This is a genomic window from Bythopirellula goksoeyrii (assembly GCF_008065115.1).
GTDB classification, from domain to species: Bacteria; Planctomycetota; Planctomycetia; order Pirellulales; family Lacipirellulaceae; genus Bythopirellula; species Bythopirellula goksoeyrii.
On record NZ_CP042913.1, the window covers coordinates 3,903,358 to 3,920,911 of the forward strand.

At 53.1% G+C, this 17,554-nt stretch carries 15 protein-coding genes; 10 read left to right on the forward strand and 5 right to left on the reverse strand.

Annotated features, from left to right (window positions below):
* The first annotated feature begins 14 nt into the window (after positions 1 to 14).
* The 4 genes from Pr1d_RS15490 (at position 15) to Pr1d_RS15500 (ending at position 5,549) form a co-directional block, all read left to right on the forward strand.
* On the forward strand, positions 15 to 2,591 hold the full coding sequence (locus Pr1d_RS15490; RefSeq protein WP_168205259.1) for a serine/threonine-protein kinase: 2,577 nt from the start codon (positions 15 to 17) through the stop codon (positions 2,589 to 2,591).
* Positions 2,592 to 3,032: 441 nt separating this feature from the next.
* Positions 3,033 to 3,929, forward strand: a complete 897-nt coding sequence (locus Pr1d_RS15495; RefSeq protein WP_148074372.1) for a PP2C family protein-serine/threonine phosphatase — start codon at positions 3,033 to 3,035, stop codon at positions 3,927 to 3,929.
* 80 nt (positions 3,930 to 4,009) lie between these two features.
* Positions 4,010 to 4,150: a hypothetical protein gene (locus tag Pr1d_RS25795; RefSeq protein WP_168205260.1), complete on the forward strand. Its 141-nt coding sequence runs from the start codon at positions 4,010 to 4,012 to the stop codon at positions 4,148 to 4,150.
* A 1,189-nt stretch (positions 4,151 to 5,339) separates the two neighbouring features.
* Complete coding sequence (locus Pr1d_RS15500; RefSeq protein ID WP_148074373.1) at positions 5,340 to 5,549, forward strand: hypothetical protein; 210 nt, start codon at positions 5,340 to 5,342, stop codon at positions 5,547 to 5,549.
* Between the two features lie 178 nt (positions 5,550 to 5,727).
* Here the strand turns inward: Pr1d_RS15500 and Pr1d_RS15505 are convergent, their stop codons facing one another.
* The 3 genes from Pr1d_RS15505 to Pr1d_RS15520 form a co-directional block, all read right to left on the reverse strand.
* Positions 5,728 to 6,852: a type IV pilus twitching motility protein PilT gene (locus tag Pr1d_RS15505; RefSeq protein ID WP_148074374.1), complete on the reverse strand. Its 1,125-nt coding sequence runs from the start codon at positions 6,850 to 6,852 to the stop codon at positions 5,728 to 5,730.
* Between the two features lie 562 nt (positions 6,853 to 7,414).
* The gene (locus Pr1d_RS15515; protein ID WP_148074375.1) at positions 7,415 to 7,948 is read right to left on the reverse strand and encodes a hypothetical protein; all 534 of its coding nucleotides are present in this window, start codon (positions 7,946 to 7,948) and stop codon (positions 7,415 to 7,417) included.
* Positions 7,949 to 7,967: 19 nt separating this feature from the next.
* Positions 7,968 to 8,276, reverse strand: a complete 309-nt coding sequence (locus Pr1d_RS15520; protein ID WP_148074376.1) for a hypothetical protein — start codon at positions 8,274 to 8,276, stop codon at positions 7,968 to 7,970.
* Positions 8,277 to 8,891: 615 nt separating this feature from the next.
* On the opposite strand from Pr1d_RS15520, the gene Pr1d_RS15525 reads away from it, so the two are divergent.
* The 6 genes from Pr1d_RS15525 to Pr1d_RS15550 all read left to right on the forward strand — a co-directional run bounded on the left by Pr1d_RS15525 (position 8,892) and on the right by Pr1d_RS15550 (position 14,270).
* Positions 8,892 to 9,320: a TPM domain-containing protein gene (locus Pr1d_RS15525; RefSeq protein ID WP_168205261.1), complete on the forward strand. Its 429-nt coding sequence runs from the start codon at positions 8,892 to 8,894 to the stop codon at positions 9,318 to 9,320.
* Complete coding sequence (locus Pr1d_RS15530) at positions 9,310 to 10,131, forward strand: TPM domain-containing protein (protein WP_148074378.1); 822 nt, start codon at positions 9,310 to 9,312, stop codon at positions 10,129 to 10,131. Before Pr1d_RS15525 ends, Pr1d_RS15530 begins: the two co-directional genes overlap by 11 nt.
* Before the next feature lie 11 nt (positions 10,132 to 10,142).
* Positions 10,143 to 10,571: a zf-TFIIB domain-containing protein gene (locus Pr1d_RS15535; protein ID WP_148074379.1), complete on the forward strand. Its 429-nt coding sequence runs from the start codon at positions 10,143 to 10,145 to the stop codon at positions 10,569 to 10,571.
* A gap of 441 nt (positions 10,572 to 11,012) precedes the next feature.
* Positions 11,013 to 12,590, forward strand: coding sequence for a sulfatase family protein (locus Pr1d_RS15540; protein ID WP_148074380.1), 1,578 nt, complete (start codon positions 11,013 to 11,015; stop codon positions 12,588 to 12,590).
* A gap of 19 nt (positions 12,591 to 12,609) precedes the next feature.
* Positions 12,610 to 12,978, forward strand: a complete 369-nt coding sequence (locus Pr1d_RS15545) for a hypothetical protein (protein ID WP_148074381.1) — start codon at positions 12,610 to 12,612, stop codon at positions 12,976 to 12,978.
* A gap of 224 nt (positions 12,979 to 13,202) precedes the next feature.
* Positions 13,203 to 14,270, forward strand: coding sequence for an NHL repeat-containing protein (locus Pr1d_RS15550; protein WP_148074382.1), 1,068 nt, complete (start codon positions 13,203 to 13,205; stop codon positions 14,268 to 14,270).
* 353 nt (positions 14,271 to 14,623) lie between these two features.
* Here the strand turns inward: Pr1d_RS15550 and Pr1d_RS15555 are convergent, their stop codons facing one another.
* On the reverse strand, positions 14,624 to 16,042 hold the full coding sequence (locus Pr1d_RS15555; protein ID WP_148074383.1) for a sulfatase: 1,419 nt from the start codon (positions 16,040 to 16,042) through the stop codon (positions 14,624 to 14,626).
* Positions 16,043 to 16,574: 532 nt separating this feature from the next.
* Positions 16,575 to 17,519: a phosphodiester glycosidase family protein gene (locus tag Pr1d_RS15560; protein WP_148074384.1), complete on the reverse strand. Its 945-nt coding sequence runs from the start codon at positions 17,517 to 17,519 to the stop codon at positions 16,575 to 16,577.
* Between the last annotated feature and the right edge of the window lie 35 nt (positions 17,520 to 17,554).

The following is a 17,554-nucleotide window of genomic DNA, read 5'->3' on the forward strand; positions in this document are numbered from 1 at the left end:
TGGTCTCGCAGCCGATGGAAAATCTCTCGTCGACCGAAAACTCTGCCAAGTCGATTTTCTTCGCAGCGCTTGATATCGAAAATCCTGCCGCGCGGACCGATTACGTTGACGAGGCATGTCACCAGGATGCCTCGTTACAAAAGGAAGTCAATCGGCTGCTGATCGCCCACAGGGACTCCGAAGATCATCGACTAGTCGGCGCATTTCAAGTGCTAAATCCCCAATTGGGTGAGAAAGAAACAAGCGGCGACGTTGGTACTGAAGAGACGTCCGTAATGTCGGATATTTCTTCCCATCCCGTTGTCGACCGCTACAAGATTCTCAAAGAGATCGGCCGTGGCGGAATGGGCACAGTCTACTTGGCCGCTCAGCTTGAGCCGGTCAAAAGAAAAGTCGCCCTCAAGGTCATCAATCCCGGCATGGACAGCCGCGATGTGATTGCTCGATTTGAGGCGGAACGGCAGGCGTTGGCCATGATGGATCATCCCTCCATCGCCCGAGTGTTCGACGGAGGAACCACAGAGCAGGGTCGGCCCTACTTTGTAATGGAGTTAGTCCGTGGTATTCCGATAACAGAATACTGCGACGAACATAGGCTTTCGCTGGAAAGCCGTCTGAATCTCTTCATCACCCTCTGCCAGGCGGTACATCACGCCCATCAGAAGGGAATTATCCATCGCGATCTAAAACCTTCAAACGTGCAGATCACCAATCACGATGGCCAACCTGTGGTAAAAGTGATCGATTTTGGTGTCGCCAAGGCGCTCAGCCATGATCTTACGGATAAAACATTGTTCACTCACTTTGCGCAGCTTGTAGGTACGCCGCTCTACATGAGTCCTGAGCAGGCAGATCAGCACGGGCTCGATATTGACATCCGTAGCGACGTCTATTCGCTTGGCGTCTTACTCTACGAGCTGCTTACAGGCACGACTCCTTTCAATCGAGAGGAGCTATCAAAGCTGAGTATTGATGAGGTCCGTCGAATAATTTGTGATGTCGATCCCCTCAGGCCCAGTACCCGGCTCAGCACGCTCAAGGGTTCCGACGATTCGACACTCCCGGTGCAGCAGCGGGAGATATTCGACCGACGGAAAATGACTTCTACAATTCGGGGCGATCTAGATCTGATTGTCATGAAGGCATTGGAAAAGGAACGCAACCGCCGGTACGAGTCGGCTAGCTCACTGGCACAAGACGTCAGTCGTTATCTGAACAACGAGCCAATCGAGGCAATTCCACCTACCCTATTTACGAAACTGGCAAAATGGTCTCGGCGACATGCCGAAATTGCGTGGACAATCGCTATTGGCTTTATCGTGATCAGTTTGACAATTGCCGTTTGGCTGGGAGGGCACATTGCGTTTCAAGCAGCGGTGACCAGACAATTGCAGCAAGACCTAGAAGAAGTAAACGCCGCGATTGACTCAAACCAGGAAATATTGGCACGGCAACTACTCTCGGCCTCAAGCTCAACCGCAAGCCAACTTGGTGCGGCAGGTGAGCAGTTTCGAAAAGAAATAAAATTACTTAGCAACGAACTAGATCGCTACCAGCAGTTTACGAAACTATACCAAAAGGCTCGAAGGGATCGCTCTTCTGGTCCGTCGGAGTTGGCTGAAGAAGCAATCAGACTTTATGGAGTCCTCGACGACTCCAAGTGGCTTGCAAGTCTGCAAAGCAAGAACTTGCCCAAGGGTTATATTGATCAACTTATTCCTCAGGTCTACGAATTGTTGATCTGTATTTCTCACTACGAAGTGCTTTGGATGGAGCCTCATGGTCAGACTGCTGCGAAAAAGTTAAAAACGATCAGCAAAGCTCGCTCAATGTTGGCGATTGCCGACAAGCTGCATCCACCTACGAAGGGTTACTATTGGGTACTTGCAAGCTGTTATCAACGCTTAGGGGACCTAACCGACGGCGATGTGAGAACGCACCACGATCAGGAGGCCATTCGCCTCAGGGCGCTTGCCAAGCAGACCGCGCCACAGGACGCGGCCGAACTCTTTTATATCGTGCGAGATCGCCGCTGGGGAGCTGCAGCTTCATGGGTGCGCCCGCCCTTTGCTGATCCACTATCAGACGAGGGAATACTCGCTGCCTATCGAGATATGAGACGCATCGATCGAACCTACTACAATGCGATCTTTTTCGAGGGAATTCAGCTCGATGAAATGGGAAGACATGCTGAAGCGGCTCAAGCGTATAGCGGATGCCTTATGGCACTACCTGACGATCTGGTTGCATTGAGCAACAGAGGCAATGCTTTGGTAAAAATGGGGAACGTTGATGAAGGACTCCGCGATCAAGAGCAGTCAATTCTTGAAGCGCGCAGCAGGTTGGATGCCACCACTGACGCAAGTGATCAAATAGTTTTACTTGCCACTTTGCTTGAGGAATATGCAATATCCTTGCGAGTCGCTGGAAGGGAGAATGACGTACTTGCTGCGATCCAAGAAGCCTCTGATTTGCTTGAGCAGTTGGAGGCAAGTAACCCATCCGCAGGTAGAGATCGGCTTAACCTCAAGAAACTGAGGGAAGCGATTGAGCAATTGGATGTCCATTCACCCAAAATCGAGGAAGAGTAGTAGATGTTTTTGGGCTATTGAGATTCGTGTGCAAAGCTGAACCTTCTCAGTAGTCGACAAGTCATGCGGGAGCAGCGAAAGGAACTTCCAGCACGATACTTTGCTTTGTTAAAACGAATTCCGAACTATCGAAATGGCGGGATATCCGACCCATTGCGGGCATGAGACTCACCACCCGTGCTCCTCTCCAACAATTCTCATTGCCGCGTCGGTTGAGCACAAGGACGTTAGCTTGATTGTCTGCTAAGTTGCAGAAGTTGGACCACCCGACCGGAGTTGCGCTCGTCGCAAACTCGCATCGGTATCCTGCTGGGAAACATACCGCTGTAGTATGTAGAAGGCCTTCGCCGCCGCGGTCAATGCATCCTGCTAGACGCGGAACAGGCGTTCCGCCTATATTTGGATAGTTTGCAGTAACTCTCTAGTTGTGCGGTGAGCTGAATGGCAGATTCTCGGGATCTTGAGGAAACCGACGTCTTCCTCTCGGAGGACGAATTCGCTCATCGATTCTTTGCGCCCAAGGAACCCGCACTTCAATATTCATTTGGGGCAGCCTCACATGTCGGCGAGGTCCGGCCAAACAATGAAGACCACTTTGCGGTCATTCAACGCAGACGCTCCAGTGAACTAGTGATGAGCAATCTAAAAATAAATAGCAACAGTTTCTCTACAGACAGCAGTTTTGCCGCAATCGTAGCTGATGGAATGGGTGGTGAAAGATTTGGGGAATTTGCGAGCCGAGTCGCTCTGGAAACCATGTTCGACCTGGCAAACCATGCTACAAGTTGGGTAATGAGGTTTACAGACTTCGAAGCTCAGCAAATTCGACAGCGTGTTCGAGCGTACGTTGATCAGCTTCAGTCCACCATGCGGGAGTACATCCAATCCGATCCCGCTTTAGCAGGCATGGGCACCACGTGGACGTCTGCGCTTTGCCTGTCTCATGATGTATTGATCGTGCACATTGGCGACTCACGTGCTTACACCCTCAGACAGAAAGAACTCCGACAGATTACCCATGACGAGACCGTGGCCCAGGCTTTTGTCGATGCAGGGAAGGCCCCACAGAGCGTTAAACAGTTTCGCCACTTATTGCTGAATCATTTTGGCGGAGATAAGCAGCAAGTATCTGCGCAAATTTATCACGTCCGCGTTGAGCCTGGCGACCGGTTACTGCTTTGTACGGATGGACTTACGGATATGATTCCGGACGACCACATATCCAGAACGCTGCAATCGCATGCCGATCCTCAGGAAGCTACTGATGAACTTGTGAAGCAGGCCTTGCTCAATGGTGGCAAGGACAACGTGACTGTTGTTGTCGCCGCTGTGAAATAGTCCATGAATAATTCGCGTGAGACGGCATACGTCGCTACTGTTCGCGTTATTCCTTGCGGGAACGACACGAGAGCTTTTTGATGGCTAAGTTATTTTCGGCAACGGACTCAAAGCTGATGGACATGGCGACGACTCCAGGCCGTCGGCACGTGCTTTCGTCGCAGGTTCCACCAGCCGATGGCCTCGATCGGCCTCCTGCTGAACCTCCTGTCGTTCTGTGATGAGGTCAGGCAACTTACGCTAACTGCACAGATGTCCCTATTTTAGTCGAGAAAATGGCGATGAGTGCGAGCTGGCGAGCGGGCTAACTTGCTGAGACTGATGCATCCTGAGTGAGTGGGCAGTCGCCTATCTGAGCGAAGTCGAATTCACCTCTACAGCCAAACGATCACTCCCATTCCAGTTGAGAACTGACTCCGATGCGGGGTAGAACATTCTATGAGGGTGTCTCAACCGGCGCCGATTCGATGGTAATCTGGAACTGTGATTGATGTCATGGGCTTAGAAACAGAGTGCTGCCAAGATATTGCCGTAAGTAGACTAAAGTCGACGAGTGCCATCAAACTAAGGATTAGTGAAATCAAGGGACGCACTTAAGCCGTCGCCGCTTGGAGCACTAACCACCAATGGGGTCCACTACGTGGGGCCTTGCACTGTGCATCCTAACGGTCCACTCCGCTCTTGCGCTTGCCGTCATATTTTGTGAGCAACGTTCTTTCCTAGGTTGTTGGATTTCGGTGTGGCCCCCTTCCAGGATAGCGGGACGCAACAATTGGACCGCCAGCTCACTCAGACGCTTCGGCATTTCTTCCAAAGCTGGATCGACGTAATACTTGCACGGGTGGCTGAGGCCGCAGCGTGAACAGTGAGCCTTGTTTACACAGTTACAGCAAGGAGACAGAAACATAAGACACCTCTCAATCCTTATCAGACATGAAGCGATGAAATTGATGTAGGTAATGCCTGTCAGTCAGAACCTGAGCCGAAAGCGTGACAGGGGAATTTTGGGACAAGGCGCTGCTGCCATCTTGGCCGGGGATTTCCTGCCTGTACTCTAGCCACATGTGCTGACGGATCGTTCCTCTATATTCACTCTAGTTCGACGTGGCGAGATCTGAATCTGCGCTTCGTTGTATTTGGCCATAAGAGTGAAATATACGAGGGACAATTCCGGAAAAACCGGTATTCGCACCCGGAAATGCTGTTATAGTTCATTCGCAAGTTAAATCGCTCGATTGAATCGTAGAGTTAGACGAGTGTTGATTTGCAGTGAGTGATTTCTTGGCTTGTCATGTTCGAGGGATCGTTGCAAGATGTAATCTCATCCCACGGCGACCTGGCGAGGGGCACGCAGAGCTAGGAAAAGCTGCTATGATGTCAATCGGATAACTTAACCAAGGGAGTCTTGCCATGGCGTGCGTTCACCTACAGCAGCTTTACAAGCTTTGCCAGCAACAACACCTGAAGCTTGGCGGCTCGGATTTGATACGTGTAGTCTGCCATCAGTGCGGCGAACAGGAAGTGTGTCCTTCCACGCTCGTGGAAGAGTACGATTCCAAGCAATCACGGCAGCGTATCGATGACACGCAGGATCTGCCGACAGATCCCGTCACTTCATAGATGATTGACTACGCCAACGATACTGAGATCACTGTCTTCTCTGGTTCAGTTAAAAAACGTGAATGAGATAACTTCACGGCGGTAAATCGACCCCTATCGATCGACTGGGCAGAGAGGTTGGTCTGAGCAGTCACTCGGCTGGGCGACTAGTTCAATGAAGCGACCCAAAGGCAGCAGCCTATTTCCTTAATCGTGAGATAATTCCAGAGGAAGCCGAATCAATCCCTTTGAGTGACGAGAGCAGGGCCTCACGATTGGGGGCAGCGTCTAGCGCCACTACGCGCGAGATTTTTTCTGTTAGCACCAACTCACACAATGAATGAGTGTATTCCCGCATCCCTTCCGCCCGGCATTGATGCAAGAGTGCTGGCAGGTCATCGTCCTCTTCGTGCAAGATCTTGTCTTTGACAATCGAGTTCACCAGCAACACCTCCGTCGCTGGATAGCGCCGCCCCTCTTCCAAAGCTGGCAACAGCCGCTGGCACATGATTGCCTTCAGGCTGTTTGAGAGCGAGGAGCGGATAAAGCTGTGCTCGCTCCGTTCGAAGAATTCGAGAATCCGAGAAAAACTCAACTGAGCATCTGCACAGTGCAACGATCCCATCACCAAGTGTCCTGTCTCGGCAGCTTGAATCGCCGCCAACATGGTTTCTCGATCTCGCATTTCACCTATCAGTATCGCGTCGGGATCCTGCCGTACGACAACTCGCATCGCATCCTGAAAGTTCGGTACGTCAAGTCCCACTTCACGCTGCGAGATGATGCACTTTTTCCCATGAAAAGCAAACTCGATGGGGTCTTCGATGGTAATAATATGCATGCTACGGTTTTGGTTGATGTGTTCGAGCATAGCTGCCAAGGTGGAACTTTTGCCGCTGCCCGTCACGCCACACACCAAGACTAATCCTTCACTAGTCTCCGTGATCATTTTGCGGTAGACGTCAGGAAGGTTCAGATCATTAAAGTTCAAGATCTTAGCCTGCACGCGCCGAATCGCCGCATGAATCTCACCTCGTGAACGAAATAGGTTGATCCGAAAGCGGTCGCCTGTGTGGTGAGCGGCTGAGAAATCGACCGAGCCCTTATTCTCGAAGTCTCGCCAACGATCGTGCGGGACCATCGACTTAAACATGCCATCCAAATAGCTCGCATCCGGAAGTTCCGGCAACTGCAACTTGCGGAGGTGCCCTCCGATCCGCACATAGGGAGGATATCCGACTTTCAAATGCAAGTCCGAGGCTTCATGCTCGCTGACGAAGGTCAGGAGTTTTTGAATTTCTTCTTCAGGAGGTAATAGTTCCATGAGACAGGTCCCCTAACTAATGGAGAGTCCTCGTCCAGGCAAAACCAAATCCACTATTGTGGCTGCTCTTTTCCATGCTCTGTGGCAAAGGAAACCCCTAAGTTGTTGTTTCCATTATAATCAGATTCGCGACGAAGTGCGCCTACGCGCGGTTGACTACTCGTAAAAAGAAAATGAAGTAAGACGCCCCCTACTGTGACCGTGATCAGGCTTCCCAAGATATTAGTGCTTTCAAACCCGAGGAGCCCGAACACTAACCTGCCTACGATCGCCCTGATCACACCCACGACGAAATTTCCCGGCAACCCGAAACCACCCCCCACCTCATCAGAGTTCTGGCCAACCATCCGGCCACGAGGCCTGAGATTGGTAAGTTCAAAGCACTTGCCCCAGTCGATGCTTATGTCAACTAGGGCAAGTGTTGCCAATTGACGGAGGTCGCGCCACCGCCAGCAATTCGGCAATTTGCAGCGGCGCAGCGGATGGACCACCCGACGTGATTTAACAGAATTGGCTAAGTACAGAGGAGTCCTTCGAGATTGTCCACCGCTGCGCCTGAGCTTCACTTCCACTCTGGTTCGACACCGTGCTCACGCAAGAACTCCTCCGCCAACTGCTGGGTCTTTCGCTCACGGTAATCATAGAATGCGTGGACAATCCTGTCGTCATTCACTGACTTCTTCCACCCACCGATGGAGCCGGAATAGGCGATTCGCGCCCTTGTATGGTCTTCCATATTCTCAGTCCAATCTGAATCCAGGAATTCCCGCAGAAGCTCGTGATGGTCACCGTGATCAAGACCAGGAATCTCAAGGTATTGCTGGGGAGAGGCGTTAGTACGTTCGCGAAGGGTGCTGTTCTCCTCGGGAGAAATGCCTGCCTCCATGTACGCATCTTCATCGTTCTCGTAAATCCATTCGACCTCGCCGGATTCTAAATCAAGGTAGGTAGATATTGGACAGACATCTTGAAAGTCCACGTCTCGTTCAAACGCCATGCTGAACATCGTCTGATCAATGATTACTCGTCGCAACTGCGAGTGTCCCATTTTCGCTTTGCTCCCAACACGGCGATTAGCTCCCGAACGAACCAACATTAGGTTACCATCTCACGTTTTATGCGTCGTCCCATGCTCGTTCGTTTCCATCCCAATCTCCGCCTAGCACGTATTCCATCCAACTCTTGAAGAAGTCGATCATTTCTTGCTGTGGATAGGAGAGAGACTGCTCCTCTATCAGAGCCCGTTTCGCAGCCGCCGCCAACGCTTCCTCCTCTTCTGGCGTAGCATGCAAAAGATAGGCCATGATATGACTCATCGCTGCTTCGTTTGCGTCCTCAGAATCGTCTAAGCTCTCCTCGTCTTCAATTTCTTGGCAATTGATGTACGCCACAGCATAAACAAGTGCATCGGCAACAGAGTTCACTGCAATTACCTCGCAAATTGGTTTCGCTGGATGACAAGTAGTTTAAACGGGATTGTACCAACTTCGGAGGTGAATAGTCACAACTCCCACCGCCCGCAATTTCCCGCATGCTCAGCGGCTAAGGGCTCGACTGGTTTCAGCAAGTCATGCCACTGAGGTTGCCCACCGGCGGCGACCCCTCCGCAGTTTAGCCGGGAGGCGTCACCCCGGCCGGATTCTACGCCTGTCGGAACCTACGGCGGCAGCATGGGCACTCGCCGTTAAAGCCGTGTACTAGCGCGGTGAATGCCGTCGGCTGGGGCAGCGACATGATCGCTTTGAAGGCAAGTGGGTCCCGGTGGGCGTAATGCCGGTAGGTTACGCCTCCTAGGCTGGACCGAAAAAGGCCCAGTCCTGACGTTGCCGGTTGGCATCTGATTGTATTATTACCGGCTCATGTACCGGAAAGCAGTACTTTGGGTGTTTAGATCGTCTTGTCCACAAATGGATTGATATTGCTGGACAATCAAGCGCAAAATGAACGCCTGGAGGGGATGGTCATCAGGCCAACTCTCAATAGCGATTCCGCCGCAGACGAACCGGAAGACCAGCATTTTGAGTTCTCAAATGAAGTCAATGAATAGCATGTCAAAGGAAGCCAGCGATCGAATTACTGAAGCAGTCTCCGCCGCAGAATATCGAACATCCGCGGAAATAAAGGTGATCGTCTTAAGCTATTGCTGGACAGACATCCGTGAGAAAGCAGAGTCACTCTTTTACAAATACGAGCTTCACGAGACTCAAGACCGCAACGCCGTGATGATATTGCTGGTCCTCGTCAATCACGAGTTTCTTGTCTACGGGGACAAAGGGATCCACGAAAAGGTGGAAGAAGACTTCTGGTCAACGGTCTGCAGCGCGATGCGGGAGAAGTTCCAGGCGGGGAACCTGGTCGACGGTCTCTGCACCGGAGTCGAACGCGTTGGCGACCAACTCGCTACCTATTTCCCACGTGCTGAGGACGACGTCAACGAAGTTACTGACGAGGTTGTCCATGAAGACTGAATTTCTGTGGTCACTCGTTGTGTTGGTGATGCTCTCCTCTTTGGGTGTTGCGCAAGAAGAACCGCCAGCCGCGGTAGGCGCCGAGCAGGGGCTGGCGCAGCAGAAGAACTATGCCCCCTATCCAGAGCCGGACTCGGGCTACGTGACCGACCTTGCGGGCCTGCTACCACCAGAGGAAGAAGAACAAATCGAGCAATGGCTTTGGGATGTCGAAGCGAAGACGGGCGTGGAAATTGCGGTCGTAATAATTAACTCCATCAAGGACTATCCGGGCAGCGCGAACGATTCCATCGAGTCGTTTGCTACTGGTCTGTTCGACAAATATGGCATTGGGAACCTACCGAAAGACGACGGCGTGCTGCTGCTAGTAGCGCGGAACGACCGCGAGGCTCGGATCGAACTTGGCAAAAGCTACGGACGATCGCGCGACGCTGACGCTGTGGCAATCATGGATGGCCGGATCATTCCGCAGTTCAAGGAGGATCGATACAACAAGGGCATTATAGAAGGGGTCCGGGGACTCATGGCGGAGTTCGCCGGTGTGCGTGTCGGCGTCAATTGGCAGTTGATCGCATTGATCGTCGCCATCCCCATCGTTGGCGCGATCGCATTCAGCCTCTTCAAGAGCGGCAAACGCGGGTGGGGTTGGGTATGCGTTGGAATTCTCATCATTCTCGTGCTTGCCGTTTTGAGAATTCTGGCTATTCTCGTCAAATCCAGTGATTCCAGCGGCTCTTGGAGCTCGGGCGGATTTGGCGGAGGGTTTGGTGGAGGATCGTCGGGCGGCGGAGGCGCTACCGGTAGCTGGTAGAAGGACAGAACATGCATTGCCCCAAGTGCAATCAGACTTCACTGAAGCCCTACAAATTCAAGCGCTCCGACGTAGTCGTCGACGTATGCGAGCGTTGTAAGGGCGTCTGGTTCGATGCCAACGAACTGAACGAGGTGTTGCCGGTCGCCAGCAAGGACTTGCAGGTTCCCAACGACGCCAAGCCAACGGGGATGACTTGCCCGAAATGCCTTGTCCCACTAGAGGCTTTTGACTACCCACAGACCTACGTCAAAATCGACATGTGTAGAGTGTGCAAAGGGCTATGGCTGTACAAGAGTGAACTCAAAGAGATCAAGATTGTCCGCGGGCACCTCGAAAAGAAAGGGAAGTTGGAATCACACGCCCCTGTAGAGGGCATTAAAGGGGAGGCTTTGACCTGGGTCAACTGGGCGATCGATAAACTTTCACAATTCGACTAGATGGGGCAATTTCAACGGATTATCAATACGCTGTCAGGAACTGATGTAATTCAAGCCTCGCAGCGGCTATCTCACGCTGATATTCACGACCGCCAAGGACACTTTCCGTTCGGACGACTCAGTGGTAGTCTCGCTCAAACTCCACCGCTGCATCCTGAAGAACTCTCGAACTGAACGAAGTTGGACCACCCGACTGAAGTTACGCTCGACGCCAACTCGCAGAGGTGTACTTTGACACCGCTGCGCCTTGGAAGAAGCTCTTCCAGCGATCGGTTGATGCAACTGATGCCCCAGAGCAAGTCTGCTGATTGTGGGAGGTGGCTCCAGAGCACGGCAGGAAAGGAATCTTGATATCCAGTATGATTGACAGGAAGCGACACTTCCGATCAGTGAAAACAATTCTTTTGATTCGCTTTTTGCCCATGAAAGGCTCGATTTGCCATGATTTTGCGAGTATCCATAGTCGTTATCGTTGTCATCTGTTCTCTTGACAAGACAACTACTTTGAAGGCCGACGAAGCGTTGCACAAACCGCCCAATATTGTGGTTATATTAGCGGACGATTTTGGCGTCGGGGACATTCTCGCTCACTATCCAAAGAATAAGATTCCGACTCCGTATTTGGACAAGCTGGTCCGCGAGGGCATTAGCTTCACAGATGCTCACAGTCCGTCGGCAGTGTGCTCTCCAACTCGTTATGGTTTATTGACAGGGCGATATTGTTGGCGGACTCGGATGCAGGAGTGGGTAATCGCAGCTTACGAACCACCGCTGATTGAAGGGGACTTGTTAACGCTTCCCGAGTTTTTGCGAGAGAACGGGTACGAAACTGCATGTATTGGAAAGTGGCACCTTGGTTGGGACTGGGCTGGGCCACAGAAACCCAAAATGCATCCGCTACAGCGCAACTATCAAAAACACTTTAAGTGGGATTTCACAAAAACGATTGGTGGAGGGCCTACGGACCACGGTTTTGACTATTACTTCGGAGTCGTATTGCCCAACATGCCACCCTTTTGCTGGATCGAAAACGACCGGGTGACGCAGCTACCCACAGAAAAATATACATATGAACCCGAAGAAGGCTTCGTCGTGATGCCGCGTGAATTCGAGGGTGCTCCCATGGCACCTGACTGGCGATTCGAAACGATCCTGCCTGAGCTGACCAGGCGCTCGGTCAGGTATGTTCACGACCACGCCAAAGGCGACAAACCATTCTTTCTCTATTTCTCGCAGACTTCGCCACACGAACCAATAGTGCCCTCAGAACGTTTTCGCGGCAAGAGTGGCATCGCCCCCATTGCGGACTTTGTAATGGAAACTGACTGGTCGGTAGGCCAAGTCATTCAAGCGATCGATGACGCAGGGTTGTCTGACAATACCATCGTGATTTTCACGGCCGACAATGGACATTCCCACTACACTGGCTGGGACAAGCTGGTCGCCGCAGAACATTTGCCGAGCGGACCCTACCGTGGTCACAAAGGCGACGTATGGGAAGGCGGCCACCGAGTGCCACTAATCGTGCGTTGGCCTGACAAGGTAGTTCCCGGTTCACGGTCCGACGCCATGGTTTGCCTGACCGACGTGTATGCCACATGCGCGGAAGTGTTAGGGCGAGACTTACCGGACGGATGCGCGCAGGATAGTTTTAGTTTTCATGGAGCTGCAACTCGCATCGAAAACCCAAAGAGGCCCAGCAGGAGCACTATGGTTAACCACTCCAACTTTGGTGAGTTTGCCTACCGTCGGGATAACTGGAAGCTCGTCTACCGACTTTCGAAACCAAATCTGGAAGCCTCGCGTGGCAAACCGACCGTAGCTGAATTGTATGATCTATCCAAGGACATAGGTGAAGCAAGTGACTTGGCCTTGAAACGACCGGAGAAGGTGACCGAACTGACCTCGGAATTGGATGACTTAATTCGCTCTGGCGCCAGTCGCCCTGACGCCGTTGGTCGAAACGATTGCAAAGTTCGATTTGACGTCACCCAGCAATTCCGCTGGGTCGAAGACTAATGGCCTACTGCAAGCCACCGTGAGCCTGCCAGTCAACTCGCCCGCAGCCCACACCTTTTCGATATTCTCATGCTATCGACACATCCGTAATTGGCTCCAGCTGCCGATGGCCGATGATTGGCTTGTTGCAGAACTTGCTGTTGCCGAGAAGTATCGCAGCACTATTTCTGCAGAGGTCTACCACATTTGGTCCGATGGAATGCGAAGGCTGCAGCAGTGTGGTCTCGGCGAGGACACCTCTTGCAGTTCACCGAAAAACTTAGCCGCTGAGAATGATGTATCCGACGCGGCTTCGAGTGCCCGCGAAATGCGAGCGGTGGGGGCGACCGAAGCAGGTTCTTCGGAAGAAACATTGCCCGGCGGAAGCGTTTCAAAAACGGACGTTTGATGCGGCATCGGCAAGCAGCTTGAAAGAACCTCGCTCACTTTGACCGTATCTATACTTGCGGGAAGCCCGCAAACCCACACGTCGACGCCCAATCACGAAGGGCCGCTCGAATTCGTGCAACCGACCCTGCGACTTCTGTTATATTGAGGACGGGTCATCTGCAACGGGTGATCACTCGTCTTGTCGCTCTGTACTTCATGTGCCAGTAGGCTAGGAGGTGTGTAATGAATGTGGCCCGAACGTGTCAGCCTCTAATTGTTTTGGGGTTTCTGTGTGTAGCCGCCAGCTCAGCAATGGCTGCCAACGTGTTTGTGGGAGATAAAGGCGGTGCGAGCGCACGTGACCCCGCTGCGATTCATGAATTCCTCAGCACGACTGGGTATCAATCCCAACTCGTGAGTGGGGATGGCATCTGGACTGATCCACTCGACATGGCGGCCGATCAAACAACTGGCGATGTGATCGTGCTCGATTTGGGAGCAGGGGCTGTGACTTATCCGCCGCGATTGTTGCGGTTCGATGGGGAATCGGGCGCACGTGCGGAAGTCGCCAGCGGCCAAAACTTGTGGATCGATCCACTGGCAGTGACAGTTGACCGCAACGGCGACATCGTGGTGCTCGACAAGGGAGGCGGGGCGGTTTTTCTTGAGCCCGCACTTCTGCGGTTCAATGGGCAGACAGGCCAACGGACAGTGATCGCTGACGGTCAAGATCTTTGGCACAACGCAGTAGACCTGGTGGCGGATCCGTTAACCGGCGATGTTTTCGTCCTGGACTTGGGCGGCGCGGCGGCCCGCGATCTGCCCGCTGTTCGGAGATTCAATCGACTTACGGGCGATGCAACAATCGTCGCCGAAGGGCCCGATTTGTGGTACGACGCTACGAAGATCACGGCAGACGCAAACGGTGACGCGATCGTACTCGATCTGGGTGGAGCAGCTGCAACTCGTCCGCCGAGACTTCTGCAGTTCGACGGTCAGGGCGGCGATCGTACGGAGATCGTTAGTGGCAATGATCTTTGGTACAATCCAATTGATCTCGACGTCGATCTGTCGACAGGTGATGTCGTTGTCTTGGACCGCGGGGGCGGGGCGGTTTTTCTTTTACCGACGTTGCGGTCGTTCGACGGGGTGACGGGCAACGCGTCGGCCATCGCCGAAGGGACCGATCTCTGGGTGAGCGCATTTGCAGTTGCGGTGGTGGTTCCAGAACCGAGCTCGGGCATGTTGTGCCTGCTCGCTTGTCTGTTCGTACTGAGGATCGACACTCGACGCCCAATGACGACGACTTAGTGGGCTTTTCCCCTTCGTGCAGCTCCGTCGAGGACTGGCTTCCCTTGCTTGGAACAAAGACGGGAGTGGGGTGATGGTCGGACATGCCAGTGACTTCGGTCGGTGAAATCGACCTCGTTCAGTTTGTGGTCCCTTGAAACGACAGCGGGTGGAGTAACTTCGCTCGATTGGCCAGTCACCGAATTGATCGACGTGAGTTCCACCGACAGCTGATGGAGAAGGCCCGGAACTTACGTCGAATTTTCACGCCGGGTGCTGTTCGCAATCCGCACGAAACTGCTTCGGCAAATCTGTCCTAAACAGATTAATCGAATCGCTAGGCTGCTGCTTCGGGCTAGCCCATTTTAACTACCTCAGTCTAGTGATCCATCTTCTAGGATGGTTTCCATCTCACGTGCCACCTCCTTGTACTGAGGATGGTTGTATAAATTGACTGTTGCGACGTCCGACTCACTATGATCGTAAAGCTCTCGAGCAACGACCGTACCGTTCTTATCGCGCCACTGGGTGAAACGCCAGTTTCTGCAGCGGATGGAATAGCCCATGCCCCCGTTGCGTGGATACTGGCTGAAGGCGGCTTTTTTCCATGTCTTCGAAGGATCTGCGAAGAGAGGAACCAAACTCAATCCGTCACACTGTGGAATATCTAGCCCACAGCACTCGGCGAGCGTTGGGAAAATGTCCACAAACTCCACCAGTGCCTTGGACCGCTTGCCTCGAGGCACGCCCGGGCCGCTGTAGATGAGCGGCACATGGGTATCGAGTTCAAAGTTAGTATGCTTGCACCAGTCGCCGTAGTCACCAAGCTTCCAGCCGTGATCGCCCCATAGGACGATGAGCGTATCTTCGCGCAATCCTTGCCTGTCGAGTTCGGCAAGTACCCGGCCAAGCTGTGCGTCTGCGTAGGAGACACAAGCGCGGTATCCATGGATTAAGGCTTTTCCCTGATTGTCGGAGACGTATCCCTTCTTCGGCATATCGTGGTAGTTGCGGAGCTCACCCCAATTGGCGAAGGCCCAATCAGCCGAACCTTTTGGCTGATCTTTGGATGGCAAACTAATGTCTTCTCGGTTATATAGATCCCAGTACTTTTTGGGCGCCACAAAGGGTAGGTGCGGCTTCCTGAAACCAACTGCAAGGAACAGAGGTCGATCATCCTGCTTACGAATCTCTTCGATGGCGCGATCGGCGACAATCCCATCGGTATAGGTGTTGTCGGGTACCTCGACCGACTCATAAGCCGGACCTCGGACGTAATTCTTGAAAGCATTGCCCTTCAAGTTATTGGCTTTGGCTTCTTGTGTTAGCTTCTTGACGAGAGCTACGTTTTTTGGAGCAGCATAATGCGGAGCACCACAACGATCGAGGACATTCCAGAATTCCTTGTCATCCTCGCCGTGATGATAGATCTTTCCGAGCGAGACGGTCTTGTATCCGTTCTCCCGGAAGTGCTGAACCAGCGTGCGAGCATCAGGCAGATATTCGTCGAGTGGCTTCTTCAGGTCGTAGATTCTGGTTGAGTCGGGTCGCAACCCCGTCATGATACTGATGCGCGACGGGGCGCAGATGGCTTGCTGGCAATAGGCCTGCTCGAACAGCAAGCCATTGCGTGCCAAGCGATCGATGTTGGGTGTTTTCATATGGCCCGCACCATAGCAGCCTAGTTCAGGACGCAAGTCATCAACTGCCACGAACAGTACGTTCCTTGGTGCCGCCAATGCCGTAGCCAAGAGCATCAGCCATGCCAGTGTGATGGAGCCGATTGTTCTCATTTCTTATCCCTCACCGGTGGAATCTTGACGTTAAAGTCATGAAGTCACTGAAGAAAAATGCCACATCAACGGCCGACCCGTATGCTGAGGATCTACAACTCTCCAAATTGTAGCAAAGGAAGGCATGAACGCGGAGTCGCCGATCGCGCGTTTCCAAATAGACCATAAACCGCGGCGGCCCGGTTATGCCATACGTTAAGCAGTCGGAGTAAGTGCCCTCAGATCGCACTCGACGCTGCTTAGGTCCCCACACCGCTGCAAGTATGGTCAGTCGTCAAGTCGCAGCGATTGGACCACTCGCTGCGAGTTTCGGGTGGAGCTAAGTCGCTGAGATCTGTCGCAGATCGAGACACCTCCGCGCATTGGAAGAACCTCTTCCAGGGGGCTGGCAATGCATCCTCGGTGACTTGGAAAATCTGCGAACTGCCGGCGGTGAACGGACCGCCGCATGCAAGCCGTTGCCTCAACGACGCCTTGTGCGACAACGTAAACGCCTATGGTCGTGGGAAGCCGGCACGCTCTCCTCGGGCGTTCAATCTGACCACACGGCCTGCTCTGCTTGGCCACGATTGGCACGTCTTAGTACGGGGGCCGTCCGCTGATAACTTGGATTTCGGCGGGCGAACACAGCGAGGTTGGTGCCGTTTTTGCGGAGCACTCCGCACTCGCCGGCCTTGTTCTTGCTGCTTGGCGTATTCAGGACGCGTGGCTCAGGATCGGCAATGACCATCGTCGTCGATCCGCCACCGTCTAGGTTTAGCGCCTGAACGGAACCAAACCGCAGCATCAAACTGGCGAGTTCCAACAGCGACATTCCCTCCGAGACTCCCGGTTGACGACCGTCAACGGTGGCCAGAATGAGCTTCTTGTCAGCGGTGTAGCCGATGGCGGTTCGTGGGTGCAAGGCGGTGCTGAACTCTCGTCTGCCGGTCGTCGCCTTACTATTGGTTACGATCTGATCGCTTCCAGTGACGGCGTTGTACAGATTCTCGTGTTGACTCCGACTGGTGACTTGGTAGGTGTCGTGTTTACCGCGCACGATACTAGCCTGATTGTCCGAACTGATGTTGAAGCTGGGCCAATCTTCGCGAAATGGCGAGACCCATTCGCCAGCAGAGACGACAAGGCCAAGGTTGTCCGTATCCCGGGCACTCATTCCGAAGAATGTGGCATTGATTGCGAGCTGCGCATTCTGTTCCTTGAGAAATTCCAAGGTGGTCTGCCTTGTCGTCTCAGCATTTGGGTCACCAGCCTCACTCCCGTTTGGGTCGCCATTGCCAGGGGTGACAAGAAACGAGATTCCATCCGCAGTGAGATCGATCTCTGCCACCCAAATAGTCAGAGGGCGAGGGTCGTCGAGAAAGAGTCCTCGGAGCGTCACACCAACGAATGGTTGGGCTATGTGCTCCTCGGCGCTAGCGACGGGACCAAGTACAAGGGTGGCGAGTATCAGATAAACGTAGTGGTACCGGGACATGGGGTGTTCCCTATGCGAATTGTCGAGCCATGGCA

Coding starts and splice junctions, on each gene's coding strand:
- Pr1d_RS15490 (WP_168205259.1), top strand. CDS start 15: ATGGAAAATCTCTCGTCGACCGAAAACTCTGCCAAGTCGATTTTCTTC.
- Pr1d_RS15495 (WP_148074372.1), top strand. CDS start 3,033: ATGGCAGATTCTCGGGATCTTGAGGAAACCGACGTCTTCCTCTCGGAG.
- Pr1d_RS25795 (WP_168205260.1), top strand. CDS start 4,010: ATGGCTAAGTTATTTTCGGCAACGGACTCAAAGCTGATGGACATGGCG.
- Pr1d_RS15500 (WP_148074373.1), top strand. CDS start 5,340: ATGGCGTGCGTTCACCTACAGCAGCTTTACAAGCTTTGCCAGCAACAA.
- Pr1d_RS15505 (WP_148074374.1), bottom strand. CDS start 6,852: ATGGAACTATTACCTCCTGAAGAAGAAATTCAAAAACTCCTGACCTTC.
- Pr1d_RS15515 (WP_148074375.1), bottom strand. CDS start 7,948: ATGTTGGTTCGTTCGGGAGCTAATCGCCGTGTTGGGAGCAAAGCGAAA.
- Pr1d_RS15525 (WP_168205261.1), top strand. CDS start 8,892: ATGAATAGCATGTCAAAGGAAGCCAGCGATCGAATTACTGAAGCAGTC.
- Pr1d_RS15530 (WP_148074378.1), top strand. CDS start 9,310: ATGAAGACTGAATTTCTGTGGTCACTCGTTGTGTTGGTGATGCTCTCC.
- Pr1d_RS15535 (WP_148074379.1), top strand. CDS start 10,143: ATGCATTGCCCCAAGTGCAATCAGACTTCACTGAAGCCCTACAAATTC.
- Pr1d_RS15540 (WP_148074380.1), top strand. CDS start 11,013: ATGATTTTGCGAGTATCCATAGTCGTTATCGTTGTCATCTGTTCTCTT.
- Pr1d_RS15550 (WP_148074382.1), top strand. CDS start 13,203: ATGAATGTGGCCCGAACGTGTCAGCCTCTAATTGTTTTGGGGTTTCTG.
- Pr1d_RS15555 (WP_148074383.1), bottom strand. CDS start 16,042: ATGAGAACAATCGGCTCCATCACACTGGCATGGCTGATGCTCTTGGCT.
- Pr1d_RS15560 (WP_148074384.1), bottom strand. CDS start 17,519: ATGTCCCGGTACCACTACGTTTATCTGATACTCGCCACCCTTGTACTT.